The 25162-nt window shown below is 71.8% G+C and carries 20 protein-coding genes; 10 read left to right on the plus strand and 10 right to left on the minus strand.

What is annotated here, in order from left to right:
- The first annotated feature begins 286 nt into the window (after window positions 1–286).
- The 4 genes from gltB to ACZ7OU_RS18780 all read left to right on the plus strand — a co-directional run bounded on the left by gltB (window position 287) and on the right by ACZ7OU_RS18780 (window position 8992).
- On the plus strand, window positions 287–4840 hold the full coding sequence (gene gltB, locus ACZ7OU_RS18765) for a glutamate synthase large subunit (protein ID WP_470256053.1): 4554 nt from the start codon (window positions 287–289) through the stop codon (window positions 4838–4840).
- On the plus strand, window positions 4833–6341 hold the full coding sequence (locus tag ACZ7OU_RS18770; RefSeq protein WP_470256054.1) for a glutamate synthase subunit beta: 1509 nt from the start codon (window positions 4833–4835) through the stop codon (window positions 6339–6341). Before gltB ends, ACZ7OU_RS18770 begins: the two co-directional genes overlap by 8 nt.
- 159 nt (window positions 6342–6500) lie before the next feature.
- On the plus strand, window positions 6501–7388 hold the full coding sequence (locus ACZ7OU_RS18775; RefSeq protein ID WP_470256055.1) for a trypsin-like serine peptidase: 888 nt from the start codon (window positions 6501–6503) through the stop codon (window positions 7386–7388).
- Between the two features lie 212 nt (window positions 7389–7600).
- On the plus strand, window positions 7601–8992 hold the full coding sequence (locus tag ACZ7OU_RS18780) for a class II 3-deoxy-7-phosphoheptulonate synthase (RefSeq protein ID WP_470238781.1): 1392 nt from the start codon (window positions 7601–7603) through the stop codon (window positions 8990–8992).
- A gap of 21 nt (window positions 8993–9013) precedes the next feature.
- On the opposite strand, the gene ACZ7OU_RS18785 is transcribed toward ACZ7OU_RS18780, so the two are convergent.
- From ACZ7OU_RS18785 to pknB, 5 genes are all read right to left on the minus strand, one after another.
- Window positions 9014–10258 carry a wax ester/triacylglycerol synthase family O-acyltransferase gene (locus ACZ7OU_RS18785; RefSeq protein WP_470257622.1) on the minus strand — a complete coding sequence of 415 codons (1245 nt, stop codon included), beginning with the start codon at window positions 10256–10258 and terminating at the stop codon, window positions 9014–9016.
- Between the two features lie 252 nt (window positions 10259–10510).
- Complete coding sequence (locus ACZ7OU_RS18790; RefSeq protein ID WP_470256056.1) at window positions 10511–11212, minus strand: hypothetical protein; 702 nt, start codon at window positions 11210–11212, stop codon at window positions 10511–10513.
- A gap of 173 nt (window positions 11213–11385) precedes the next feature.
- A complete protein-coding gene (locus ACZ7OU_RS18795; RefSeq protein WP_470238779.1) occupies window positions 11386–12879 on the minus strand; it encodes an SPFH domain-containing protein in 1494 nt (497 codons plus the stop codon).
- A gap of 60 nt (window positions 12880–12939) precedes the next feature.
- Window positions 12940–13128, minus strand: a complete 189-nt coding sequence (locus ACZ7OU_RS18800; RefSeq protein ID WP_470256057.1) for a hypothetical protein — start codon at window positions 13126–13128, stop codon at window positions 12940–12942.
- Window positions 13129–13145: 17 nt separating this feature from the next.
- A complete protein-coding gene (pknB, locus tag ACZ7OU_RS18805; RefSeq protein ID WP_470256058.1) occupies window positions 13146–15176 on the minus strand; it encodes a Stk1 family PASTA domain-containing Ser/Thr kinase in 2031 nt (676 codons plus the stop codon).
- A 103-nt stretch (window positions 15177–15279) separates the two neighbouring features.
- Here pknB and ACZ7OU_RS18810 point away from each other — a divergent pair, with 103 nt between their 5' ends.
- The 4 genes from ACZ7OU_RS18810 to ACZ7OU_RS18825 all read left to right on the plus strand — a co-directional run bounded on the left by ACZ7OU_RS18810 (window position 15280) and on the right by ACZ7OU_RS18825 (window position 17287).
- Window positions 15280–15648: an Rv2175c family DNA-binding protein gene (locus ACZ7OU_RS18810; protein WP_470256059.1), complete on the plus strand. Its 369-nt coding sequence runs from the start codon at window positions 15280–15282 to the stop codon at window positions 15646–15648.
- Window positions 15649–15763: 115 nt separating this feature from the next.
- Entirely contained in the window at window positions 15764–16102 is a 339-nt protein-coding gene (locus ACZ7OU_RS18815) for a hypothetical protein (protein WP_470256060.1), read from the plus strand.
- A 6-nt stretch (window positions 16103–16108) separates the two neighbouring features.
- A complete protein-coding gene (locus ACZ7OU_RS18820; RefSeq protein ID WP_470256061.1) occupies window positions 16109–16408 on the plus strand; it encodes a hypothetical protein in 300 nt (99 codons plus the stop codon).
- A 360-nt stretch (window positions 16409–16768) separates the two neighbouring features.
- On the plus strand, window positions 16769–17287 hold the full coding sequence (locus tag ACZ7OU_RS18825) for a CGNR zinc finger domain-containing protein (protein ID WP_470257623.1): 519 nt from the start codon (window positions 16769–16771) through the stop codon (window positions 17285–17287).
- Between the two features lie 3 nt (window positions 17288–17290).
- On the opposite strand, the gene ACZ7OU_RS18830 is transcribed toward ACZ7OU_RS18825, so the two are convergent.
- From ACZ7OU_RS18830 to merB, 5 genes are all read right to left on the minus strand, one after another.
- The gene (locus ACZ7OU_RS18830; protein WP_470238773.1) at window positions 17291–18070 is read right to left on the minus strand and encodes an LLM class F420-dependent oxidoreductase; all 780 of its coding nucleotides are present in this window, start codon (window positions 18068–18070) and stop codon (window positions 17291–17293) included.
- The gene (locus ACZ7OU_RS18835) at window positions 18067–19014 is read right to left on the minus strand and encodes a phytoene/squalene synthase family protein (protein ID WP_470256062.1); all 948 of its coding nucleotides are present in this window, start codon (window positions 19012–19014) and stop codon (window positions 18067–18069) included. The genes ACZ7OU_RS18830 and ACZ7OU_RS18835 overlap by 4 nt, the downstream gene beginning before the upstream one ends.
- 77 nt (window positions 19015–19091) lie before the next feature.
- A complete protein-coding gene (gene crtI / locus ACZ7OU_RS18840) occupies window positions 19092–20564 on the minus strand; it encodes a phytoene desaturase family protein (protein ID WP_470256063.1) in 1473 nt (490 codons plus the stop codon).
- 1 nt (window position 20565) lies between these two features.
- Window positions 20566–21657: a polyprenyl synthetase family protein gene (locus ACZ7OU_RS18845; protein ID WP_470256064.1), complete on the minus strand. Its 1092-nt coding sequence runs from the start codon at window positions 21655–21657 to the stop codon at window positions 20566–20568.
- A 70-nt stretch (window positions 21658–21727) separates the two neighbouring features.
- Window positions 21728–22417 carry an organomercurial lyase gene (merB, locus tag ACZ7OU_RS18850; protein WP_470256065.1) on the minus strand — a complete coding sequence of 230 codons (690 nt, stop codon included), beginning with the start codon at window positions 22415–22417 and terminating at the stop codon, window positions 21728–21730.
- Window positions 22418–22466: 49 nt separating this feature from the next.
- Here merB and metF point away from each other — a divergent pair, with 49 nt between their 5' ends.
- Both metF and ACZ7OU_RS18860 read left to right on the plus strand, forming a co-directional pair.
- The gene (gene metF / locus ACZ7OU_RS18855; protein ID WP_470238768.1) at window positions 22467–23351 is read left to right on the plus strand and encodes a methylenetetrahydrofolate reductase [NAD(P)H]; all 885 of its coding nucleotides are present in this window, start codon (window positions 22467–22469) and stop codon (window positions 23349–23351) included.
- Between the two features lie 42 nt (window positions 23352–23393).
- The gene (locus tag ACZ7OU_RS18860) at window positions 23394–25082 is read left to right on the plus strand and encodes a DUF885 domain-containing protein (RefSeq protein ID WP_470256066.1); all 1689 of its coding nucleotides are present in this window, start codon (window positions 23394–23396) and stop codon (window positions 25080–25082) included.
- Window positions 25083–25162: the final 80 nt, after the last annotated feature.

Genomic DNA, 25162 nt, shown 5'->3' on the forward strand with positions numbered 1-25162 from the left:
ATCGGCAACACATTTCCGAGGTGCCGCGTCGGGCCCGTCACGTTAGGCTTGACGTGAGTTTCCGAGCCGTATACTTAGCAGAACGAACTACCGGGAACCCATCAGGAACTACGTCGTTCCGCGCAGCCAGATCGTTACCGTCCGACGTCGCTCGGGGCGCTCTGAACGGGTGCTGGCATGTTTCCCAGGTGTTAAAGTCGCGCTAACAAGCGGGCCATCGTCGTCCCGTGCGCTCCCCGGCCGGTAGCCCGGCCCCGCACGACAAGACGACGAAGGAGGTCCCTTCATGATCTTCTCCGCCATCCCCGGCAAGCAGGGTCTCTACGACCCCGAGACCGAACAGGACTCCTGCGGTGTGGCCATGGTGGCCGACATCCGCGGGCGGCGCTCCCACGGAATCGTCACCGACGGCTTGGCCGCGTTGACCAACCTCGACCACCGCGGCGCCGCCGGCGCCGAACCCACCAGCGGCGACGGCGCCGGCATCCTGTTGCAACTCCCCGACACGTTGCTGCGCGCCGAAGCCGGCTTCGCGCTTCCCGAACCCGACGAGCACGGCAACCACGCCTATGCCGCCGGCATCGCGTTCCTGCCCGAAGACGCCGAGCAGCGCCGCAAGGCCGTCGAGCTGGCCGGACGCATCGCCGTCGAAGAGGGCCTGGAGGTCCTCGGCTGGCGCGAGGTGCCGGTGGATGCCGACCGCGCGGACATCGGCCCGACCGCCCGCTCGGTCATGCCGCACTTCGCCATGCTTTTCGTGGCCTCGGAAGGAAAAGCGGGCATCGAGCTCGACCGCCTGGCCTTCTGCCTGCGCAAGCGCGTCGAGCACGAAAGCGCGAACTCCGGCTGTGGCACGTACTTCCCGTCGCTGTCCTCGCGGACGATCGTCTACAAGGGAATGGTGACGCCGGAGCAGCTGCCCGCGTTCTTCGCCGACCTGCGCGACGAGCGGCTGGAAAGCGCCATCGCGCTGGTGCACTCGCGTTTCTCCACCAACACCTTTCCGTCCTGGCCGCTGGCCCACCCGTTCCGGTTCGTGGCCCACAACGGCGAGATCAACACCATCCGCGGCAACCGCAACCGCATGCGGGCCCGCGAGGCGCTGCTCGAGTCCGAGCTCCTCGACGGCGACCTGTCCCGGCTGTTCCCGATCTGCTCGCCGGACGCGTCCGACTCGGCGTCCTTCGACGAGGTCCTCGAGCTGCTGCACCTGGGCGGGCGGTCGCTGCCGCACGCCGTGCTCATGATGATCCCGGAGGCGTGGGAGAACCACGCCACCATGAAGCCCGAACGCCGTGCCTTCTACCAGTTCCACGCGAGTCTCATGGAGCCGTGGGACGGCCCGGCGTGCGTCACCTTCACCGACGGTACCCTGGTCGGCGCGGTCCTCGACCGCAACGGCCTGCGCCCGGCGCGCTGGTGGCGCACGGCCGACGACCGCGTCGTGCTGGCCAGCGAGGCCGGCGTCCTCGACGTCGCCCCCAAGGACGTCGTGGCGAAGGGCCGGCTGAAGCCGGGCCGGATGTTCCTCGTGGACACCGAAGCCGGCCGGATCGTGGACGACGAAGAGGTCAAGTCCGCGCTGGCCGGCAAGCTCCCGTACGAGGGTTGGCTGCACGCGGGCCTGCTGAAGCTCGCCGAGCTGCCCGACCGCGACCACGTCGTGCAGAGCCACGACTCGGTGCTGCGTCGCCAGCTTTCCTTCGGCTACACCGAAGAAGAGCTGAAGATCCTGCTCGCGCCGATGGCCGAGAAGGGCGCCGAGCCGATCGGCTCGATGGGCTCGGACACCCCGCCCGCGGTGCTGTCCCAGCGATCTCGCCTTCTCTACGACTACTTCAAGCAGAACTTCGCGCAGGTGACCAACCCGCCGCTCGACGCGATCCGCGAAGAGCTCGTCACCTGCATGGCGCGGATCATGGGCCCGGAGCGCAACCTCCTGGCCCCCGGCCCGGCGTCGTGCCGCCACCTCAAGCTGCCGTACCCCGTCATCGACAACGACGAGCTCGCCAAGCTCATCCACATCAACGACGACGGCGACCTCCCCGGCTTCGCGTGCAGTGTCCTTTCCGGACTGTACGAAGTGGACGGCGGCGCCGAGGCGCTGGCCGGCGCGATCGAGCGCGTCCGGCGTGAGGCGTCCGAGGCCATCGCGGCCGGGGCACGCACGCTCGTGCTGTCCGACCGCGACTCCGACCACCGGATGGCGCCGATCCCGTCGCTGCTGCTGGTCTCCTCAGTGCACCACCACCTGGTGCGCACCAAGGAACGCCTGCGCGTCGCGCTGGTCGTCGAATCCGGTGACGCGCGCGAGGTGCACCACATCGCGCTGCTGCTCGGCTACGGCGCCGCCGCGGTCAACCCGTACCTGGCCTTCGAGACCATCGAGGACATGATCGGGCAGGGCGCCGTGACGGGCATCGAGTCCGGCAAGGCGATCCGCAACTACGTGCAGGCGCTGGTCAAGGGCGTCCTGAAGATCATGTCCAAGATGGGCATCTCGACGGTCGGCGCGTACACCGCCGCCCAGGTCTTCGAATCCCTCGGCCTGGCCCAGGACCTGCTCGACGAGTACTTCACCGGGACGTCGTCGAAGCTCGGCGGCGTCGGCCTCGAGGTGCTCGCCGAAGAGGTGGCCGTGCGGCACCGCCGCGCGTACCCGGACAACCCGACCGAGCGCGTCCACCGTGGACTCGACACCGGCGGCGAGTACGCCTACCGCCGCGAGGGCGAGCTGCACCTGTTCACGCCGGAGACGGTGTTCCTGCTGCAGCACGCGTCCAAGACCGGCCGCGAAGAGGTGTACCGCAAGTACACCGACGAGGTGCACCGCCTCTACCGCGAGGGCGGCACGCTGCGCGGGCTGTTCTCCTTCCGGGGCGGCGTCCGCGAGCCGATCCCGCTCGACGAGGTCGAGCCCGCCGAAGCGATCTTCAAGCGCTTCAACACGGGCGCGATGTCGTACGGCTCGATTTCGGCCGAGGCCCACGAAACCCTGGCCATCGCGATGAACCGCATCGGCGGCCGGTCCAACACCGGCGAGGGCGGCGAGGACCCCGAGCGGCTTTACGACCCCGAGCGCCGCAGCGCGATCAAGCAGGTGGCTTCGGGCCGCTTCGGCGTCACGAGCGAGTACCTGGTCAATGCCGACGACATCCAGATCAAGATGGCGCAGGGCGCGAAGCCCGGTGAGGGCGGCCAGCTGCCGCCGAACAAGGTGTACCCGTGGATCGCGCGGACCCGGCACTCGACGCCGGGCGTGGGGCTGATTTCCCCGCCGCCGCACCACGACATCTACTCCATCGAGGACCTGGCCCAGCTGATCCACGACCTCAAGAACGCCAACGAGCACGCCCGCATCCACGTGAAGCTGGTGTCCTCGCTCGGCGTCGGCACGGTCGCGGCGGGCGTGTCCAAGGCGCACGCGGACGTCGTGCTCATCTCCGGGCACGACGGCGGCACCGGCGCGTCCCCGATGAACTCGCTCAAGCACGCGGGCACGCCGTGGGAGATCGGCCTCGCCGAGACCCAGCAGACGTTGCTGCTCAACGGTTTGCGCGACCGGATCACCGTGCAGGTCGACGGCGCCATGAAGACCGGGCGCGACGTCGTCATCGCGGCGCTGCTCGGCGCCGAGGAGTACGGCTTCGCGACGGCCCCCCTCGTCGTCGCGGGCTGCATCATGATGCGCGTCTGCCACCTCGACACCTGCCCGGTCGGCGTCGCCACGCAGAGTCCCGAGCTCCGCAAGCGCTACACCGGCCAGGTCGAGCACGTGGTGAACTTCTTCAAGTTCGTCGCCGAAGAGGTCCGCGAAACCCTGGCCTCGCTGGGCTTCCGCACGCTCGACGAGGCCATCGGGCACGCCGAGCTGCTGGACACCGACGAAGCCGTCCACCACTGGAAGGCGTCCGGTCTGGACCTGGCGCCGATCTTCGAGATGCCTTCGGAGACGCCGTACGGCGGCGCGAAGCGGCGCACCCGCGGCCAGGACCACGGCCTCGAGCACGCCCTGGACCGCACGCTCATCCAGCTCGCCGAGGCGGCCCTGGAGGACGCGCACCCGGTGCGGCTCGAACTGCCGGTGCGCAACGTGAACCGGACCGTCGGCACGCTGCTCGGCTCGGAAATCACCCGCCGCTACGGCGGCGACGGCCTGCCCGAGGGCACGATCACCGTCACGCTGACCGGGTCGGCGGGCCAGTCGCTCGGCGCGTTCCTGCCGCGCGGGCTCACCCTCGACATGGTCGGCGACGCGAACGACTACGTCGGCAAGGGCCTGTCCGGCGGCCGGATCGTCGTCCGGCCCGACCCGGAGGCCGCGTTCGCCGCCGAGGCCCAGACGATCGCGGGCAACACGATCGCCTACGGCGCGACCGGCGGCGAGATCTTCCTGCGCGGCCAGGTCGGCGAACGCTTCTGCGTCCGCAACTCCGGCGCCACCGTCGTCGCCGAGGGCGTCGGCGACCACGCCTTCGAGTACATGACCGGCGGCCGCGCGGTGGTGCTCGGCCCGACCGGGCGCAACCTGGCGGCCGGCATGTCCGGCGGCATGGCGTTCGTGCTCGACGTCGACCGCAAGAAGGTCAACCAGGACATGGTGGACCTGCTCAAGCCGACCGCGGACGACCTGGCCTGGCTCAAGAAAACCGTGCAACAGCACTACGATCTCACCCGCTCCGCGGTGGCGGCCTCGCTGCTCGGCGACTGGCCGCGCCGCTCCGTGGCGTTCACCAAGGTGATGCCGCGTGACTACCAGCGGGTCCTGGACGCGGCGAAGGCGGCCAAGGCCGCCGGCCGCGACGTCGACGAGGCGATCATGGAGGCCGCTCGTGGCTGACCCGACGGGCTTTCTCAAGTACGACCGCGAAGAGCCGAAGAAGAAGTCCAAAGAGGACCGGCTGCACTCGTGGGGCGAGGTCTACGCGGACGTCGACCCGGGCGAGCGCAACGAAAAGGTGCGCAAGCAGGCGTCCCGCTGCATGGACTGCGGCATCCCGTTCTGCCACTCCGGCGGTTCCGGCTGCCCGCTCGGCAACCTGATCCCGGAGTGGAACGACCTCGTCCGCCGCGGCGACTGGGCCGCGGCGAGCGACCGGCTGCACGCCACCAACAACTTCCCCGAGTTCACCGGGAAGCTGTGCCCGGCGCCGTGCGAGGCGGGCTGCGTCCTGTCGATCTCGCCGGACTCGGGCGGGCCGGTGGCGATCAAGCGCGTCGAGCAGGCGATCGCCGACCAGTCGTGGGAAGCGGGCTACGTCCAGCCGCAGGTGTCCGAAGTGGCCAGTGGGCAGCGGGTCGCCGTGGTCGGGTCGGGCCCGGCCGGGCTCGCCGCCGCCCAGCAGCTGACGCGCGCCGGTCACGAGGTCACGGTGTTCGAGCGCGACGACCGCCTCGGCGGCCTGCTGCGCTACGGCATCCCCGAGTTCAAGATGGAGAAGAAGGTCCTCGACCGGCGCCTCGCGCAGCTGCGCAAGGAGGGCACCAAGTTCGTCACCGGCTGCGAGGTCGGCGTCGACCTTTCGGTGGACGACCTGCGCGCGCAGTACGACGCCGTCGTGCTCGCGGTCGGCGCCCTGCGCGGCCGCGACGACACGACGACGCCCGGCCGCGAGCTGGCCGGCGTCCACCTGGCGATGGAACACCTGGTGCCGGCCAACAAGTACGTCGAGGGCGACGGCCCGTCGCCGATCGACGCGCGCGGCAAGCACGTGGTGATCATCGGCGGCGGCGACACCGGCGCCGACTCCTACGGCACCGCCACCCGCCAGGGCGCGCTTTCGGTGACGCAGCTGGACCAGTACCCGACGCCGCCGTCCGTCCGCGACGACGAGCGGTCGCCGTGGCCGACCTGGCCGTACATCCTCCGCACCTACCCGGCGCACGAGGAGGCGGGCGAGCGGAAGTTCGCGGTCGCGGTCAAGCGGTTCGTCGGCTCCTCGGACGGTCGCGTGACGGCGGTGGAGCTCCAGCAGGTCCGCGTCCGGAAGGACCCCACGACCGGCCGCCGCGAGGTCATCCCGGTCAACGACGAGATCGAGACGCTGCCGGCCGACCTGGTCCTGCTGGCAATCGGCTTCGAGGGCGTCGAGGAGATGCCGCTGCTGGAGGGTCTCGGCCTGTCGCTGACCCGCCGCGGCACGCTGTCGTGCGGCGCGGACTGGCAGACGGAGACCCCGGGGGTCTTCGTCTGCGGCGACGCCCACCGCGGCGCGTCGCTGGTGGTCTGGGCGATCGCGGAGGGCCGTTCGGTGGCGAACGCGGTCGACGCGTTCCTCACCGGCGCTTCGGACCTGCCGGCCCCGGTCCACCCGACGGCGCTGCCGCTCGCCGTCGTCTGAGTTCCCGAGTCCGAAGGCCCCCTCGCCGCTGGTGAGGGGTCTTTCGACCGTTTCGACCCATTACGCCGAACGGTGGCTGTGCTCTGTGTACACGGACAACTACTTTCGAGTAGTTGTGCCGGTTTTGCGACAATTCACTTTCGCGGAAGGTGGGGCGTCTTGAAGCACACTTCGTTCCGAGCAGCGGTCGTCACCGCGGTCCTCTCCCTCGCGTTCGCCCTGGTCGGCATGCCCGCCCAGGCCGCGCCGAAACCCTTCTGGACGCCCGATGCCATGCGGGCGGCCGTCCCGATGGACACCCTCGTCAAGGCCCCCGCCTTCACACCGAAGGACGTCGAGCGCGGGCGGAGCGCGATCATCCAGAGCATCCCCAACGGCGGCGGCGCCTGGACCGGCGGCGGCCAGGTCACGCACACCGCCGGGCGCGTGTTCTTCGTCTTCAACGGACAGAACGCCTCCTGCTCCGGCGACGCCGTCACGAGCACCAACGGCAGCGTCGTCGTCACGGCCGGCCACTGCGTCAAGTACCAGGGCACCTGGCACACGCAGTGGACCTTCGTCCCGGGCTACGACAACGGCAACGCGCCCTACGGCCAGTGGGCGGCCAAGACCACGCTGACCACCCCGCAGTGGGAAGCCAGTGAGGACATGAACTACGACGTCGGCATGGCCGTGGTGAACCCGCTCAACGGCCAGCGGCTCACGGACGTCGTCGGCGCGCAGGGCATCGCCTTCAACCAGCCGAAGAACCAGAGCATGTACACGTTCGGCTACCCGGCCGCGGCGCCCTACGACGGCACGAAGCTGATCTACTGCAGCGGCAGCACGTTCACGGATTTCCTGCTGACCAAGGACCACGGCATGAGGTGCAACATGACCGGCGGTTCGAGCGGCGGGCCGTGGTTCCTGTCGTTCGCCGAGGGCACCGGCACCGGTATCCAGGCCTCGGTGAACAGCTTCGGGTACACGTTCCTGCCCGGCTACATGTTCGGGCCGTACTTCGGCACGGACGCGCAGAACCTCTACAACCGCGCGCAAGCCGGCTGACGTCCCCTGGGCCGTCCGCGTTCGCGTCCGGACGTCCCTGCTGAACCGGGCGGGTTCTCCCGCCGTGCGGACTCGTGCCCGGCCCGCCGGGCACGAGTTCCCAGCTCGGCGGGGAAAACCGGGGGTTTCCCGCTTCGCCACTTCTAGTGGTCTGCCAGCTCGGGAGCGAACCGGGCGAAGCGGAGTGGGGCGGGAACCTTATCCTGGTGTTCGTGAACTGGACTGTGGACGTCCCCGTCGACACACTGCCCGAACTGCCGCCGCTCCCGCCCGAGCTCCGGGCCCGGCTCGACAAGGCACTCGCCCTCCCGGCCGCGCAGCAGCCGGAGTGGCCGGATCCCGAGCTGACCAACCGCGTCCGGGGTGTCCTGGAGAGCGTGCCGCCGATCACCGTCCCGGCGGAGATCGACCGCCTCAAGGGCCGGCTCGCGATGGTCGCCCGCGGCGAGGCCTTCCTCCTGCAGGGCGGTGACTGCGCGGAGACGTTCGAGTCCAACACCGAGCCGCACATCCGCGCCAACCTGCGCACGCTGCTGCAGATGGCCGTCGTGCTGACCTACGGCGCCAGCCTGCCGGTGGTCAAGGTCGGGCGCATCGCCGGCCAGTACGCGAAGCCGCGCTCGGCCGCGACGGACGCGCTGGGCCTGCCGGTGTACCGCGGCGACATCATCAACTCGCTGGTCCCGAAGCCCGAGCTGCGCGTGCCGGACCCCGGCCGGATGATCCGCGCCTACGCGAACGCGGGCGCGGCGATGAACCTGGTCCGCGCCCTCACCGGCGCCGGCATGGCCGACCTGCACCAGGTGCACGACTGGAACAAGGACTTCGTGTCGGCGTCGCCGGCGGCGCAGCGCTTCGAGGCGCTGGCCAACGAGATCGACCGCGGCCTGCGGTTCATGTCGGCGTGCGGCGTCACCGACACGTCGCTGCAGTCCACCGAGATCTTCGCCAGCCACGAAGCGCTGCTGCTCGACTACGAGCGTTCGATGCTGCGCCTGGACAACGCCGACGCGGCCAACCCGAAGCTGTACAACCTGTCGTCGCACTTCCTCTGGATCGGCGAGCGGACCCGTCAGCTGGACGGCGCGCACATCGCGTTCGCCGAGCTGCTGGCCAACCCGATCGGGTTGAAGATCGGCCCGACGACCACGCCCGACCAGGCCGTCGAGTACGTCGAGCGGCTCGACCCGCGCTTCGAGCCGGGCCGGCTGACGCTGATCGCGCGGATGGGCAACGGCAACGTCCGCGAGGTGCTGCCGGGCATCGTCGAGCGGGTCGAGGCGTCCGGGCACAAGGTCATCTGGCAGTGCGACCCGATGCACGGCAACACGCACGAGTCGTCCACCGGCTACAAGACCCGCCACTTCGACCGGATCGTCGACGAGGTCCAGGGCTTCTTCGAGGTCCACAACCAGCTGGGCACCTACCCGGGCGGCATCCACGTGGAGCTGACGGGCGAGGACGTCACGGAGTGCCTGGGCGGCGCCCAGGAGATCTCGGACGTCGACCTGTCCGGCCGCTACGAGACGGCCTGCGACCCGCGCCTGAACACGCAGCAGTCCCTGGAGCTGGCGTTCCTAGTCGCGGAGATGCTCCGCGGCTGACGCCCGCCCGCTTGCTCGGCGTCAGGAGACGTCGAGCAGGCGGGCTGTCGACTTCAGCACCGCGTCCCGCAGCGAACCGACGTCCGGCACCGCTTCGCCGTTCACTTGCAGTCCGATGTGGACGGAATCGCGATAGGTCGCGACCGCGATGCCGACCGCGTGACGCGGGGCCAGCGGCACGAACGGGTAAACCTCCGAAAGCCGGGCGCCGTCGATCGACAGGCGGGCCGGCGGGACCGGGACCGTCGTGATCACCAGGTCGAACAGCAGCGGGGCCGCCTGGCCCGCGGTGCGGGCGCCCAGCCGGTGCAGCAGCGGCGGGACGCGGCCGGCCAGCAGCGGCAGCGCGCCCGCGCCGCGGCTCGGGCCCGCCGCCTTGTTGCGGGCCATCTCCCGGCGGACCACGCGCAGCCGCTCGACCGGGTCGTCCTCGCCGACCGGCAGGTCGCAGAGGTACCCCGAAAGCTTGTTGCCGCCGAGCTCGTCACGCGCCCGGCCGCGGACGCTCACCGGGATCAGCGCGCGCAGCGTGCGGCCGTCGGCGCGGTGGCCGCGGTTCACCAGCCATTCGCGCAGTGCGCCGGAAAGCACCGCCAGCACGACGTCGTTGGTCGTGCCGCCGTGGGCCTTGCGCACCTGGCGCAGCTCCGCCAGCGGCAGCCGCACGAACCCGAGCCGCCGCTCGGCGGACGCGGGCGCCGATACCGGGGACAGCGTCGGCCGGGTGGCCCGCACCACCGACGACGCGATGCCGGCGGCCTCGTTCGCCTGGTCCCACGCGGTGCCGAGCGCGTCCTTCATCGTGTCCAAAGTGGACCGCCGGGCCGGGGTCCGCTGAGCGGGGATGCGCTCCGGCAGCTTGACGCCGTCGAGCAGGCCGGCCGCGACCGCGTACGCGCCGGCGCCGTCGGTGAGCGCGTGGTGCAGTTTCAGCAGCAGTGCGAACTTCCCGTCCGGCAGTCCGGTGACCAGGGTGAGGTCCCACAGCGGCCGGGAAGTGTCGAGCGGCTCGGCGATCCACCGCGACGCGTACGCCGGGAGGGGGTCCGGTTCGTACAGCGAGCTCAGCGTCACGTGGTGGATGTGGTCCGCGGCAGCGAATCCCGGGTCTTCGGCCCAGCTGGCCGAGCCCGGCGGGAACAGCTCGGCGCGGGCCCGCTGGCGCAGCTTCGGCAGCCGGGCGGCGCGTTCGGCCAGCACCGCGGTCAGCGCGGCGGGGTCCACCGGGCCGCGAGCGGTGAAGGTGACCACCGCTCCCATGTGCATCGGGGAGGTTTCGCTTTCCAGGCAAAGGAAAGCGACGTCGAGGGCGCTGAGCGGAGAGCCTGCCATGGGCGACCTTTCCGGGTTCGCGGGGTGTGCACGGCCACGTGCGTCGGAAGGGGAGGAGACCCACTCCACCAGCCCGACATGACGGCCGGGTGGTCGAAGTGTTTCCACGACGCTAACGACCCACCCGGTTCATCCATTCGAGATACCCCGGGCGCCGGTGCGCGGGGTCACAGATCAGGAAACGCGCTACTCCGCGGGGGTGGCCCCGGGTTCTTCCGCCCGCACCACCGGGGTCCCCCATTCGGGGGTGAGCGCCACCTGCTTGCCGACGCGGCGCACCGGCAGGCCGTTCACCTGCCGCTTGTGCAGCCCCGGCCAGATTTCCGCGGCGTCCTTCGCCGCGGCCCGGATCGCGCCGCCGTCGAGCGTCGTGCGCGTCTCGGGGATCTCGCGGTCCGTCCACTGCACGACCAGCTTCAGCGGGCCGGCCGGCGGCAGCGGCCACAGGAACACTTCGTGCTCGACGGCGAAGCGCGTGCCGCCGACGGGCTGCGCCCGCAGCACCGGGTCCTCGGGCTCGGACGCGGACGGCACCGAGACCGTCTCGGAGCTCGCCCGGCTGCCGTCGGCGTAGAGCACGCCGATGAGCAGCCCGTTGTAGTCGGGCTTGCGCCGGTGGTCGATCAGGCCCTCGGCGGGGTCGTCGACCAGGCTGTCCCGGGAGAACACCGTGATGCGCAGCGTCAGCGCCTCCGGCCACACCTCGACGGACCGCAGTGCGACCACCGTGCGCTCGGAGCGGCCCAGCGGCTGCGCCAGCGGCAGCACGGCCGGGACGATGTACTCGCGCGGGGGATCGGTCCAGTGCCGGCCGTTGAACGCGTAGAGCTCCTGCTCCGGGACGGGGAACAGGGGACGCTCGCGGGGGCCGCCGGTGAAGAAGCTCATCGGGCGGCCCGCGACCCGCTGTCCGGCACCATGCGCCAACGGTAGGACAACCGCCCGGGAATTTCCGCCCCCGAACGGGCGTACGGCCCTTGCCTCCCGTGATCCGGGACACAAGGGCCGCACGCAGCGTGACGCACCGGTCGCTGAACCAGGACAGACTTGCAGGACAGCGTCTAGTCGGTCAGCTTCAGCTCGCCGTTCGCCTGGGCCTGCTTCTCGAGTTCCTTGTCGGCCGGCTTGCCCATGGAGTCCATCAGCTGGCGGGCCAGGCCGAGGCCGGTGCCGCCGAGCGACAGCGCCTTGGCGAACATGTCGGACATGCCCTCGGCGCCGTTGAGGACGACCATGTGGTCGATGTTGCCGAACGCGCCGGCGCCCGCCTCGACGATCTCCGGCCAGCGCTCGGCCAGCTGCTGCGCGACGACCGCTTCCTGGTTCTCGGCCAGTGCCGCGGCCCGCGCCTTGATGGCGTCGGCCTCGGCCAGGCCCTTCGCCCGCGCCGACTCGGCTTCGGCGAGCCCCTTCGCCTTGGCCGCTTCCGCCTCGGCCAGACCGCGGGCCTTGGCCGCGGCGGCCTCGGCCTCACCGGTCGCCCGGGTCGCGCCCGCCATCGCCTCGGCCCGCGCCTTCGTGGCCTGCGCCTCGGCCTCGGCCGCGGTCTTCACGCGGGTCGCGTCCGCCGCGGCCCGCAGCTCGGTCTCCTTCGCCTCGGCCTGCGCCTTGGCGATCGAAGCGTCACGGGCGGCGTCGGCCGACGTCCGCGTGTCGTACGCCTTCGCGTCCGCGGGCTTGCGGACCTGCGACTGCAGCCGCTGCTCGGCCAGCGCCGCTTCGAGCTCGGCGGCCCGCGTCTCCTGGACGACGACCTCCTGCCGGGCCGTCGCCTCGGCCAGCGGGCCGGACTGGCTCGCCTTCGCCTTGGCCTGGTCGACCTCGGCCTGGTAGCCGGCCTGCTTGATCTGGCTTTCGCGCATGGCCGCCGCGCGCTTGGCGGCCGCGACCTGCTCGGCCTCGGTGGCCTCCTGGTCGCGCTCGGCCTCGGCGATGCGGGCGGACGCGGCGATCGCGGCCGCGTGCGGCTTCCCCAGGTTCAGGATGTAGCCGGACTCGTCGTCGATCTCCTGGATCTGCAGGGAGTCCACGATCAGCCCGAGCTTGATCATCTCCGTGGCCGAGGACTGGCGCACCTCGCCGGTGAGCGCGTCCCGGTTGTGGATCATCTCTTCGATCGTCAGCCCGCCCACGATCGAGCGCAGGTGCCCGGAGAAGAGCTCGTGGATGGTGTCGTTCATGCCCTTCTGCTGGTCCAGGAACCGGCGGGCGGCGTTGGCGATCGACGAGAAGTCGTCACCGACCTTGTAGATCACCACCGCGCGCACGGTGACCGGCAGCCCCTGCCGGGTCACGCACGAGACCTGCAGGTTGACGCCGCGGGTGTCCAGGGACAGCCGCCGGGCGGTCTGGAAGCCGGGGATGACGTTCACGCCGCGGCCGGTGATGATCTTGAAGCCCAGGCTGTCCGCGGTCTCGCTGCGTTCGACCCGGATCCCCCAGCCGGACACGATCAGCGCCTCGTTCGGCTCCGCGACCTTGTACAGGATCCGCAGCAGCCCGAAGATCACGATCACGCCCACGACGGCGATGCCGACGATCAGCAGGATGTTCATTGGCCTCCCACACCCCTCGGTTTTCAGTTGTTGCAGTCGGTTGGTAGCCCTACGACGCCGCTAGACGCTCAGCGGTTGCCACCGTTCGACATAAACCGTGCGGGGAGGTTCGAAGTCCACGACGAGCACCTGCGTGCCGGACGTGAAGGTCGCTTCGGGGTCGATCGGGTAAGCGTAGAACGCCTCCGTGCCGCCCCGGACGTTCAGGAGCACCTCGCCGATGAGGCCGGGGCCGATCGTGCCGGTCACACGGCCTCGGCTGCCGATCATCCCCCGAAGCCCTTCAGCTTGACCTTGCTGCCCTTCTGCACGAACGTGCCCGGCTGCGGGTCCTGCTGGAAGACGAAGTCGAACCCGCCGCCGCCCCCGCCCCGGCCGCCGCCCTTGCCGTCGCGGTCGGCCTTCAGCCCGGCCTGCTCGAGGATCTTCTGGGCGTCGTCGAACGAGCGGAACCGCACGTCCGGCACCTGGACGGCGTTGTTGACGAAGACGCCGATCCGCTTTTCCCTGGCCTGCGCGTTGGCCGGCGGGTCGGTGCGGGTGACGGCGCCGCCCGCGACGTCCTGCTTGAACTCCTCGCCCGCCTGGAACGGCTCGAAGCCGGCCTGCTGCAGCAGCTGGAACGCCTCGTCCTTGCTCCGGCCGGTGACGTCCGGGACCGGCGGCAGCGGGATCGGGCCCTTCGACACGATGATCGTGACCTGGCCGCCGATGTTCAGCTGGCTGCCCGCGCCCGGCGTGGTGCGGATGACCGCGCCCTGCGGGACGTCGGCGTCGAAGTCGTCGGCGCCGCGGGTCGGGGTCAGCTGCGCGGTCTTGATCGCCTGCTCGGCGTCGGCCAGCGCGGTGCCCGGCCGGATGTCCGGCACCGCCGGGCGGCCCTTGGACAGCACGACCGACACCTGCGAGTTCGGCTGCAGCGGCGTGCCCTCCGCGGGCTCGGCCCGCAGCACCGTGTTCGACGGCACCGAGTTGTCGTACTCCTGGCTGAACTGCGGGTTCAGCTTCACCGCCCGCAGTGCGTCACCCGCCGCGGCCTGGTTCAGCCCGACGAGCTTCGGGACGGTCGCGGTCTTGTCCCCGCCGGTGTCGGTGAGCATGAAGATGAACGCCGTGATCAGCCCGCCGAACAGCAGCACCGCGCCGGCGATGATGGCGATCCGCTTCCGGTTGTCCCGCGGCTTCTCCGGCTCCGGCTCGCCGCGGCGCCGCGCCGACGGCGGCCGCACGGGCGGGAGCTGCTGGGTGAAGCCCGGGGGAGGGGTGCCGGGGTGGCTCAGCGCCTGGGTCGCGTTCGGGCGGCTCACCGGCATCGTCTTCTCGGTGTCCGGCACCTGCGGGATCCGCGGCAGCGTGCGCTCGGTGTCGGCGAGGTCGCCCTGGCCGTGGGAGACCGGGACGGGCACGGTCACCGGCAGCAGGCCCAGCTGCGCGCGCACCGCCGTCAGCTCGGTCAGGAACTCCCCGGCGTCGGCGGGGCGCAGCGCCGGGGCCCGCCGGGTCGCGCGCATGATCAGCTCGTCCAGCGCGGGCGGCAGGTCGGGGCGCAGCTCGCTCGGGCGCGGGACGTCGTCGTTCACGTGCCGGTACGCCACCGAGATCGCGGTGTCGCCGGTGTAGGGGACCTGCCCGGTGAGCATTTCGTAGAGCAGGATGCCGGCCGAGTAGACGTCGCCCTGCGAGGACGCCGCGCCCGTCTCGACCTGCTCCGGCGACAGGTAGGCGACCGTGCCCAGGATGACGCTGGAGCTCGTCGTGCCCGCGCTCGCCACGGCCCGCACGAGACCGAAGTCGGCGACCTTCACGACGCCGCCGGTGTGCGGCCCGGAACGGCCGATCAGCACGTTCTCCGGCTTGACGTCCCGGTGCACCAGTCCCGCCCGGTGCGCGGCGGCCAGCGCCGAGAGCACCGGCTCGGCCACGCTCAGCGCCAGCGCGATGTCCAGGGGGCCCTTGTCCTCCAGCAGGTCGCGCAGCGTCCCGCCGTCGACCAGCTCCATCACCAGGAACGCGAGCCCGGACTCGGCGCCCTGGGGCAGGTCGAAGCCCTGGTCGTGCACCGCCACCACGTGGGGGTGGTGCAGCTGGGCCGCCGACTGCGCCTCCCGCACGAACCGGTCCACGAACGACCGGTCGTCGGCGAACCGCGGGTCCATGATCTTGATCGCGACCGGACGGTCCAGCCGGGTGTCGGTCCCCCGGTAGACGGAGGACATCCCCCCGTGCGCGAGCAGCCGGTCCACCCGGTAGCGCCGCTCGAGGAGCGTGCCGACCAAGCTGGGTTGGGTGCGAGTCACGAGTATGGATCGTACGGAACCGCACACGGTTGGTGGAGGAGACCTCACGGGTCACCCGTGCGCACTAACGGGCGTGAGTGCGGAATGTGGCAGAGTGTCACGTGTGAGTGGGATTCCTGTCGCCGACGACGTCCTCGGCACCGCCATCGCGGTCCTCCCGGTGGGAGAGGTCGCGAAAGTACTCGGGACGTCGGCCAACAAGGTCCGCCAGATGCTGCGAGACGGGCAGCTGATCGCCGTCAGGCGTGACGGTGACCTGTGCGTTCCCGGCGCTTTCTTCGTCAAGGACGGGATCGTGAAGGGCCTGGCCGGGACGATCACGGTGCTGGCCGACTCCGGGTTCTCCCGGACCGAGATGCTCCGGTGGCTCTTCGAGACCGACGAGTCCCTGCCGGGCAAGACGCCGGTCAACGCCCTGCGCACCAGCCACGGCACCGAGGTGAAGCGGCGCGCGCAGGCGATGGCCTTCTGACCTGCGCAGACAGCTGGCAGCAGCGGTGAGCTGAACGGCCGCGGCGACGCTCAGGCACGCCGGCAGCGACCACGTCGCGAGCGGCCCGGCGGCGGCCGCCCCGGCCGCGAGACCGGTGATCTTCACGCTGGCCGCGGTCGTGAACACCTGCGCCCGGACGTGCTCCGGCGCTTCGCGGTGGCGGATCGCGAACAACGCCGTGAGCTGCGGTCCTTCGGCGACCCCGGCGATCGCGGCCGCCGTGACCAGCGTCTTCGCGTCGGTCGCGAACGCGGCCAGGGTGGCGCTCGCGCCCAGGACGAGCGTGCTCAGCCAGACCGTCCGGTCCGGGGACCACGGCAGCGGGTACTTCGCGAGGACCGCGTTGGCCAGCAGGGACGCGGTCGCCAGGACGGTCAGCAGGAGGGCGCCGTCGGCCGGCCCGCGGAGGTGGGCCGCGCCCAGCAGCGGGTAACAGACGGTGACCATTCCGATGCCCGCGCAGGAGATCGCCGACGCGCGGGTCGCCCGCCTCAGCGGGGCGTTGCGCACGAGAACCGTGAAGCCGTCCTTGAGCCGGCTCGCGGCGGCGGGCCGTTTCCCGGGAAGTGACCACGCGACCGGGATCGCGGCGGCGACCAGGACGACGGCCACCCCCAGCCCGAGCGGCCCGCCGAGGAGCCCGGCGAACCCGGGACCGGCCAGGGCGGCGGCGGTGAACGTCAGCGCGTCGAGCCGGCTGGCCCGCTGGATCTCCGGTCGGGCGACCGAGGGCAGCTGAGCGGTCCAGCCGCCGGCGATGGCCGGGTTGAGCAGGCCGGTCACGGCCGCTCCGGCGACGAGGGTGCCGAGGGGCAGGTGCCCGAAGAGGGCGGTGATGACGGCGATCCCACCGGCGTACCCGGCCAGGGCGATGGCCAGCAGCCGTCCCGGGGTGGCGGAGCGGTCGAGGAAGGCCCCGAACACGGGCCCGCCCACGGCGGCGGCCGCGGTCAGACCGGCGAGCAGCGCGGCGCCGGCGTGCGGACTGGCGGTCAGTCCGAGCAGGAGGAGGGCGGGGCCGGACAGCTCGTCGCCGGTCCGCGCCAGCGTCGCCCCGACCAGGTAACGCCTTATCATGAGCAAGACGTTACAGTGGGGTATGGCCTTTCCACACCGCGATTCCGTGCAGCGCGCGGTCGACCTGCTGGGTGTGCTGCTCTTCGACGGCGACTCGGCCGCGGTCGCTGGTGTCTTGCGTGCGCACGGGGAGCCGGAGGTCCAGCTGTCGCCGTCGGATCTGGCGGAGCTGCGCGCGGCGGCGGTTTCGCTCCGCGAGGTGTTCGCGGCGCGCGACATGGCTTCGGCGGCTTCGGTGCTCAACGGTCTCTTCGCGGCGTACGCAGGTCCACCGCGCTTGACGAACCATGAAGAGGGCTACGGCTGGCACCTGCACGCGGACGCGGCGGATGACGGCCCGTGGGGAGCGTGGCTGGTGACGTCATCGGCACTGGGGCTGGCAGCGCTGCTGGCCGAGCGCCAGGACGTCCCGGGAGGACTGTGCGCGTCACCGTCGTGCGGCAAGCCATTCGCCCACACGGGCGGCGGAAGCCCCCGGAGGTACTGCTCACCCCGGTGCGCGACCCGCGAACGCGTCGCCGCGCACCGGGCGCGAGAGTGAAACTCAGCCGTTGTTCTTGTCGCGCCAGGCGATCCAGGACTTGAGGGCGCCCAGGTCGTAGTCCGGGCCGCCCACGCCGACCGTGAACGTCGTGACGCCCAGGCTCAGCAGCTTCGGGCCCAGCTCGTCCGGCTCGCCCTGGACGCCGCACGAACGCTCGATCTCGGCCGGGTCGCGGCCGACGTCCGCGCAGTGCTGGTCGAGGATCTTCACCTTGCGCTCGACGACCTCCGGGTCGCCGAAGCCGTGCCAGATATCTCCGTGCTTCGCCACGAGCTTGAGGGTCTTCTTCTCCCCGCCGCCGCCGATGAGGACCGGGATCTTGCGGGTCGGCGGCGGGTTCAGCTTGCCGAAGCGGGCTTCGATGCGGGGGAGCGACTCCGCCAGGTTGTCCAAGCGGCCGCCGGCGGTGCCGAACTCGTAGCCGTACTCGTCGTAGTCCTTCTCGAACCAGCCGGAGCCGATGCCGAGGATGAGCCGGCCGCCGGAGATGTGGTCGACCGTGCGGGCCATGTCGGCCAGCAGCTCGGGGTTGCGGTAGCTGTTGCAGGTCACCAGCGCGCCGATCTCCACGCGCGACGTCGACTCCGCCCACGCGCCGAGCATGGTCCAGCACTCGAAGTGCTTGCCCTCGGGATCGCCGTACAGCGGGTAGAAGTGGTCCCAGTTGAAGACGATGTCGGCGCCGAGGTCCTCGGCGGCCGAGGCGGTGCGCCGGATGGTGTCGTAGTCGGCGTGCTGCGGCTGGAGCTGCAGCCCGATCCGGATGCGTCGTTCGGTCATGAACGCAGCCTACGACCGCCCCGGAACGTCTCGCGCGCCCAAACCGTGGCCAAGGGTGGTAGCGCGACTACCAGCCTGCGGGACTTCGGCACCACGGCGCGCCGCGTCAGGATGTCGTAGTCCAGGGCCACGATCTCGTCCAGGATGCCTTCGTACAGCGTCAACGCCGTCCGCACGCACGCCCGCGATTCGGGACGCAGCAACGGAACCCCCGCTTCGGCCCGCCGGTACACCGCCCGCGTCCGCGAGACGAAGTACGCCAGCGCCGCCCGGATCCGCGGGTCGGGCCGCCGCTGCTCCAGCAACGACCGTGAGACGCCGAACGCCGCCAGTTCCGAAGTCGGCAGGTACAGCCGGCCACGATCGAGGTCCTCGCCGACGTCGCGCAGGAAGTTCGTCAGCTGGAACGCCTCGCCCAGCGCGATCGCGCCCGGGGCGGCGTCCTCCAGAGCGCCGACCGTGCCGAACACCGGCAGCATCTGCAGCCCGATCACCGCGGCCGAGCCGTACATGTACTCGCCCAGCTCGGCGAACGTCCGGTACTCGACCGGCTTGAGATCCATCCGCATCGACTTCAGGAACGCGTCGAACAGGCCGCGCTCGATGCCGTACCGGCGCACCGTGTCGGCCAGCGCCGCGAGCACCGGGTCGGCCGGGGTCCCGCCGTCGAAGACGACGTCGACGAGCGCGGCCACCCGGTCGAGGGCCACCGCCGGATCGCTGCCCGGCTCGGGGTTGTCGACCAGTTCGTCGGCCATCCGCGCGAACCCGTAGAGCGTGTGCGCGGCCGGGCGGGCCCGCGCCGGCAGCAGCCGGGTGGCCAGGAAGAACGTGCGCCCGTGGTGGGCGTTGATGCGGCGGCACTCCGTGTACGCGGCCCGCAGGCCCGGGTCGGCGATGCCCGCGGCGTCCAGTTCCCGATTCGGCCGAAAGCAGGCGGACACGGCCCGCAGCCGATCCGCATGAGGCGAGGGTTTCCGCCGTGACTGCCGGTCGGATCGGGAACTATCGGCAAAGTCGTTCACCGGCCGGTGATCCTTTCCGCTGCCAGTCGTCCGGAGATGAGCACGGGCGGGATGCCGACGCCGGGGGTCGTGCCGCAGCCGGCGAGCACGACGTTGCCCGCCGCGCGCACCAGGTTCGCGGGCCGGAACGGGCCGGTCTGCGCGAACGTGTGCGCCAGCGAGAACGGCGTCCCGGCCGCGAGCCCGCGCGCCGCCCAGTCCGCCGGGGTGATCGTCTCGTCGAGGGTGAAGTCGTCGCCGAAGCCGGTCAGGCCGCGCGCTTCGAGCGTGCGAAGGAGCTCTTCGCGGTACGGCCCGCGTACACGCTCCCAGTCGATCGGCCCGCGACGCAGGTTCGGCGCCGGCGCGAGCACCGAGACGATCTCGCCGCCGCGCCCGGCGAGCCCCGGGTCGGTCGCCGTCGGGCGCGTGACCAGCAGCGACGGGTCGCTCATGAGCTTCCCCTCGCGGATGATCTCCGCGAACGTCCGCTCCCAGGCGTCGCCGAAGTAGATCGTGTGGTGCCCGAGGTCCCACGCCCGCGTCGTCCGGCCGTGCAGGACGACGGCGGACGGCGAGTACCGCAGCGGCACCGGCCGCCGGGGCCGGGCGCCGATGAGCCGGTAGGCCGCGGTCAGCTCGGTGGCGAGGACGACGGCGTCGCAGACGATCCGCTCGCCCGAGCGCGTCCGGACCGCGCGCACCCGCGAATTCACCCGCTCGAGCCACGCGGCCTCGGTGCCGAACCGCACGTCCGCGCCCGCCCGGGCCGCCGCGCCGGTCATCGCCCGGCCGATCTCGCCCATCCCGCCTTCGGGGTAGTAGACGCCGCCGACGGTGTCCATGTAGGCGATGACGCCGTACGCGCCGATCGCGCTCGCCGGGTCGAGACCCGCGTAGAGCGCCTGGAAGGTGAACAGCCGCCGGACCCGCTCGTCGAGCAGGTAGCGGCCGACGCGCGGGCCGAGCCGGCCGAACCCGCCCAGCGCGGCGAGCTTCGCCAGCTCGGGACGGGCCAGGTCGAACGGCGAATCGAAGTTCGTCGCGAGGAACCGGTCCTTCTGCACGGCGTACAGCTCGCTCAGCCAGCGTCGCAGCGCCCGGTAGCCCGCCGCCTCGCGAGCACCCGCGAAGGCGCGGATCTCGGCCTCCATCGCGTCGCCGTCGGTGTGCAGCGCCAGCTCGCGGCCGTCGGCGAACCGCGCCCGGTACGCCGGATCCAGCCTGGTCAGGCGCAGGTTCTTGGCCAGTGGCTCGCCGACCGCGGCGAACGCCTCTTCGAGCAGCTCGGGCATGGTCAGCACGCTCGCGCCGGTGTCCACGGCGTTGCCGTCGAAGTTCGCCTGCCCGGCGCGCCCGCCTGGGACGTCGGCCTGCTCCAGCAGCGTGACGCGGCGCCCCGCGCCGAGCAGGTGCAGGGTCGCGGAAAGCCCGGCCAGCCCGGCCCCGATGACGACGACGTGGTCGGCCGGGCCGTCGATCCGCCGCACGTCAGTACGTCCGCTGGGTGGCCTTGACGACCAGCCCGGTCAGCGCCTCCGGCGCGGGCTCGGCCAGGTGCGCGCGCTCGAGGGCGGCCATCGCCGCGGTGGTCAGCTCGTCGATCCGCCGCTCGACGGCGTCGACCGCGCCGACCTGCTGCAACGCCATCCGCACGGTCTCGACGCCCTCGTCGGAGAGGTCCGCGTCGCCGATCGCGTCGGCGATGACCGTCGCCGCGGCCGTCTCGCCCTTCTCGGCGGCGAGCTGCAGGCCGAGCGCGACGAGCAGCGTGCGCTTGCCCTCGCGCAGGTCGTCGCCGGCGGGCTTGCCGGTGACCGACGGGTCGCCGAACACGCCCAGCAGGTCGTCACGCAGCTGGAACGCGATGCCGACCTCGCCGCCGAACTCGAGCAGCGTGTCGATCAGCTCAGGGGAGGCTCCGCCGAGCGCGGCGCCGAGGTGCAGCGGCCGCTGGACGGTGTAGGCGGCGGTCTTGAGCCGGTCGATCTTGAGCGCGGCCTCGACGGAGGCGTCGCCGGTCGCCTGCGTGCGGACGTCGAGGTACTGCCCGGCGAGCACCTCGGTGCGCATCGCGCGCCACGCGGGGCGGGCAGCGGCGAGCGTTTCGGCGGGCAGCGGGGCGTCGGCGAACATGTCGTCGGCCCAGGCCAGGGCCAGGTCGCCGACGAGCACCGCGGTGGCCAGGCCGAACGTCGCGGGGGAGCCGAGCCAGCCCTGGTCGGCGTGCAGCTTCGCGCCCGCGATGTGCACGGTCGGGAAACCGCGGCGGGAGTCGGAGGAGTCGATCAGGTCGTCGTGGATCAGCGCGCACGCCTGGATCAGCTCGAGGCTGGACACCGCCTGCAGCACGCCCTCGGCGTCCGGGCCCGCCGGGTCGCCGCCCGCGCCGCGCCAGCCCCACCAGGCGAACGTGGGGCGCAAGCGTTTGCCCCCGGTCAGCACGAACCCGCTCAGCGCGTCGATCCCGGCCTTCACGGTCGGTTCGGTCGCCACGATTTCCGCGCTCGCCCGGCCGAGGAACCCGGCCAGCGCGCGCTCGACGTCGGCGGGCAGATCGGCGTCGGAAACGGGCGTGTTCATGCGGCCATCCTCGCGGAACCGGCGGGGCCGCGGGCCGCCGGGGCACCCGGATGTGGCGAATCAGACTCCGTCAGACTCCGGCTGTGGCGGCCCAGAACGGGCCGGTCAGGCCCGCTTCGGCGAAGTAGGCGACGGCGCTGTCCGGTTCGCGCCGCCGGTAGCCGCGCTCGAGCCGGCCTTCGTACCAGCCGCGGGCGAGCCGCCAGAGCGTGACGAGGTCCATGACGTACCCCTTGGCCTGCCCGGTCGCCGCCAGCCAGGCGTCCACACAGGACTCGCAGCAGAACAGCCGCTGGTGCCCGCACGTGTGCAGCACGTCGTCCCACATCCGCGCGGCGGGCACGAGGAAGTGCGCCACCTGCGCGCCCGCGGGCGGCGCGGCGCGGTCGACGACCAGTGCGTGCGGCTGGTCGCAGCCGGGACAGCGGGTCGCGACGAGCACCTCCGGCTCGTCGGCCACCAGGTGGGGGATGGCGAAGGAGTCCCACGCGCAGCCGCCCCACCACAGCGTGTGCGAGCCCATCACCGAGAAGCCGAGCGACTTCGCCGCGAACGGGTGGGCCAGCACGACGTGCTCGCACTCGTCGAGCACCAGGTGGTGAGCGCCGGCGAGGCGGTGCAGCGCCTGCTTGGCCACGGCGAGGGAACCGCCCGCCGCGTCGGCCAGCTCCGGCCCGGTCGGCGCGCGGCCGCGGTCGGCGAAGGCGTGGTAGACGGCGAGGCGCACGTCCTCGTCCCAGCTCGCGTCGTCATCCCTCATCGCTCACTCCTGTATCGAGTCTAGAGCCGGGACCCTTAACATTCGAGGTATGACGTCGGTGATCGAGCGGTTGCGCGGAGAAGGGCCGAAGTTCTCCATCGAGTTCTTCCCGCCCCGGGACACGGCGGACGAGGCCGTCCTCTGGAAGGCGATCCGGGAGCTCGAGCCGTACGACCCGGCCTACATGTCGATCACCTACGGTGCCGGCGGCTCCAGCCGCGACGGCACGATCCGCAGCATCGCGCGCGTCGCCACCGAGACCACGCTGGTGCCGATGGCGCACCTGACCGCGGTCAACCACACCGTCGCCGAGCTGCGGAACGTGATCGGCTGGTACGCCTCGGTCGGCGTCCGCAACATCCTCGCGTTGCGCGGCGACCCGCCGGGCGACGTCTACGGCGACTGGGTCCCGCACCCGGAGGGCCTGACCTACGCCGAAGAGCTTGTCCAGCTGGTGCGCGAGCTGGGCGACTTCTGCGTCGGCGTGTCGGCGTACACCTACGGCCACCCGCGCTCGGCCGACCTGGAGACCGACACGAAGTACCTGGTCCGCAAGCTGCGCGCGGGCGCGGACTTCGCGATCGCGCAGCTGTTCCACGACGCCGAGGACTTCCTCCGGCTGCGCGACCGGGTCGCCGCGACCGGCTGCGACGTCCCGGTGCTGCCCGGCGTCATGCCGCTGACGACGCTGCGGACCCTGCAGACGACGATCAAGCTGTCCGGCGCGCCGGCGCCCCGCAAGCTGCTCGACCGGCTCGAGCCGCTGGCCGACGACCCGAAGGCGTTCCGCGCGGCGGGCATCGACGTCATCACGGAGCTGTGCGAGAAGCTGATCGCCGAGGGCGTGCCGAACCTGCACTTCTACACGTTCAACCGGTCGAAGGCGACGCGCGAGGTCATCGCGCGGCTGGGGCTCGTCCCGGCCCGCACTTAAGTCCGTACCGCGGGCCCGTAGTGGCCCGGTAGCGTGCGGCGCATGGCTTCTACTGCTTCCGAAGGCGTTCACGAGATCTGTGACCGCTACGTCGACGACTACGCGGCCGCGGACCCGGTCGTCGCGACGGTCATCGGCGTCAAGGGTCACGACCGCCGGCTGACCGACTACTCGGCGGACGGGTTCGCCGAACGCGCCGGGCTCGGCGCCCGCGCGCACGCCGGCGTCACGGCCGCCGAGCCGCGGGACGCCGCCGAGCGCGCCGCCAAGGCCGTGTTCACCGAGCGCGTCGGGCTGGAGCTGGAGATCCACGAGGCCGGCCTCGACGTCGCGAGCCTGAACGTCATCTCCAGTCCGGTGCAGGAGCTGCGGATGGCGTTCGACCTGATGCCGCTCGACACCGAGCAGGACTGGTCGGTCGTCTCGGCCCGGATCGGCGAGGTCCCGCAGGCCCTCGCGAACGTGCGCAACGGCCTGCTCACGGCGGCCGACGCGGGGCACGTCTCGGCGCTGCGTCAGGTCGCGAAGGTGGCGGAGCAGTGCGAGACGTGGGCCGGGCTGAAGGAGGAGACGGGGTTCTTCAGCCAGCTCGTCGGCGGCGCGTCCGCGCAGGGTGAGGCGCTGAAGGGGGACCTCGCGCACGGCGCGCGGGCCGCCGAGGAGGCGTTCGCGGAGTTCGCCGGGTTCCTGCGGGCCGAGCTGGCGCCGAAGGCCCCGGTCAAGGACGCCGTCGGCGAGGACGTCTACCGCCTGTGGTCGCGGTACTTCGTCGGCGCGGCGCTGGACCTGCGCGAGGCCTACGAGTGGGGCTGGGCGGAGTTCGCGCGGATCGAGTCGGAGATGCGGGCCGTCGCGAACCGCGTCAAGGCGGGTGCGTCCCTGACGGAGGCCGCCGCGATCCTCGACGCCGACCCCCGCTACCGCGTCTGCGGCCGCGCGGAGTTCGAGGCGTGGATGCAGAGCCTGTCGGACGAAGCGCTGAAGTCGTTGCGCGGCAAGCACTTCGACATCTCCGACCGCGTGATGGCACTGGAGTGCAAGATCGCCCCACCGGGCGGCGGCGTCGGCGCGTACTACACGGGCCCGAGCGAGGACTTCGGCCGCCCGGGCCGGATGTGGTGGTCTCTGCCGTCCGGCCGCGAGGAGTTCGTCACGTGGCGCGAGACGAGCACGGTGTACCACGAGGGCGCACCGGGCCACCACCTCCAGATCGCGACGGCGGTGGACCAGTCCGAGGGGCTGAACAAGTACCAGCGCCTGATGGCGTTCACGTCGGGCCACGCGGAGGGCTGGGCGCTGTATTCGGAGCGCCTGATGGAGGAACTGGGCTACCTGTCCGACGACGGAGACCTCCTGGGAATGCTGTCCGAGCAGCTCTTCCGCGCGGCGCGCGTGGTGGTGGACCTGGGCATGCACCTGGAGCTGGAGATCCCGGCGGGAACGGGCTTCCACGAGGGTTCGCGGTGGACGCCGGAGCTCGGTCTGGAGTTCATGCTGACCCGCACGATCACGGACGAAGCCCACGTACGCGACGAGATCGACAGGTACCTGGGCTGGCCCGGCCAGGCCCCGGCTTACAAGATCGGCGAGCGCCTCTGGCTGGCGGCCCGTTCGGAGGCCCAGAGTCGCGCTGGTGCCGGGTTCGACATCAAGCGGTTCCACACGCAGGCGTTGAGGATGGGCGGGATGGGGCTGGACACGCTGCGGGAGCAGCTGGCCCAGCTGGACTGAGGTTCGCCGTGCGGTCGCCGGAAAACCGGTGGCCGCGCGGCGCTCACCGCCGTTAAGTTCGCCCTCGTGCGCCGAATTCT

The sequence above is a fragment of the Amycolatopsis sp. NPDC114505 genome (genome assembly GCF_055633615.1).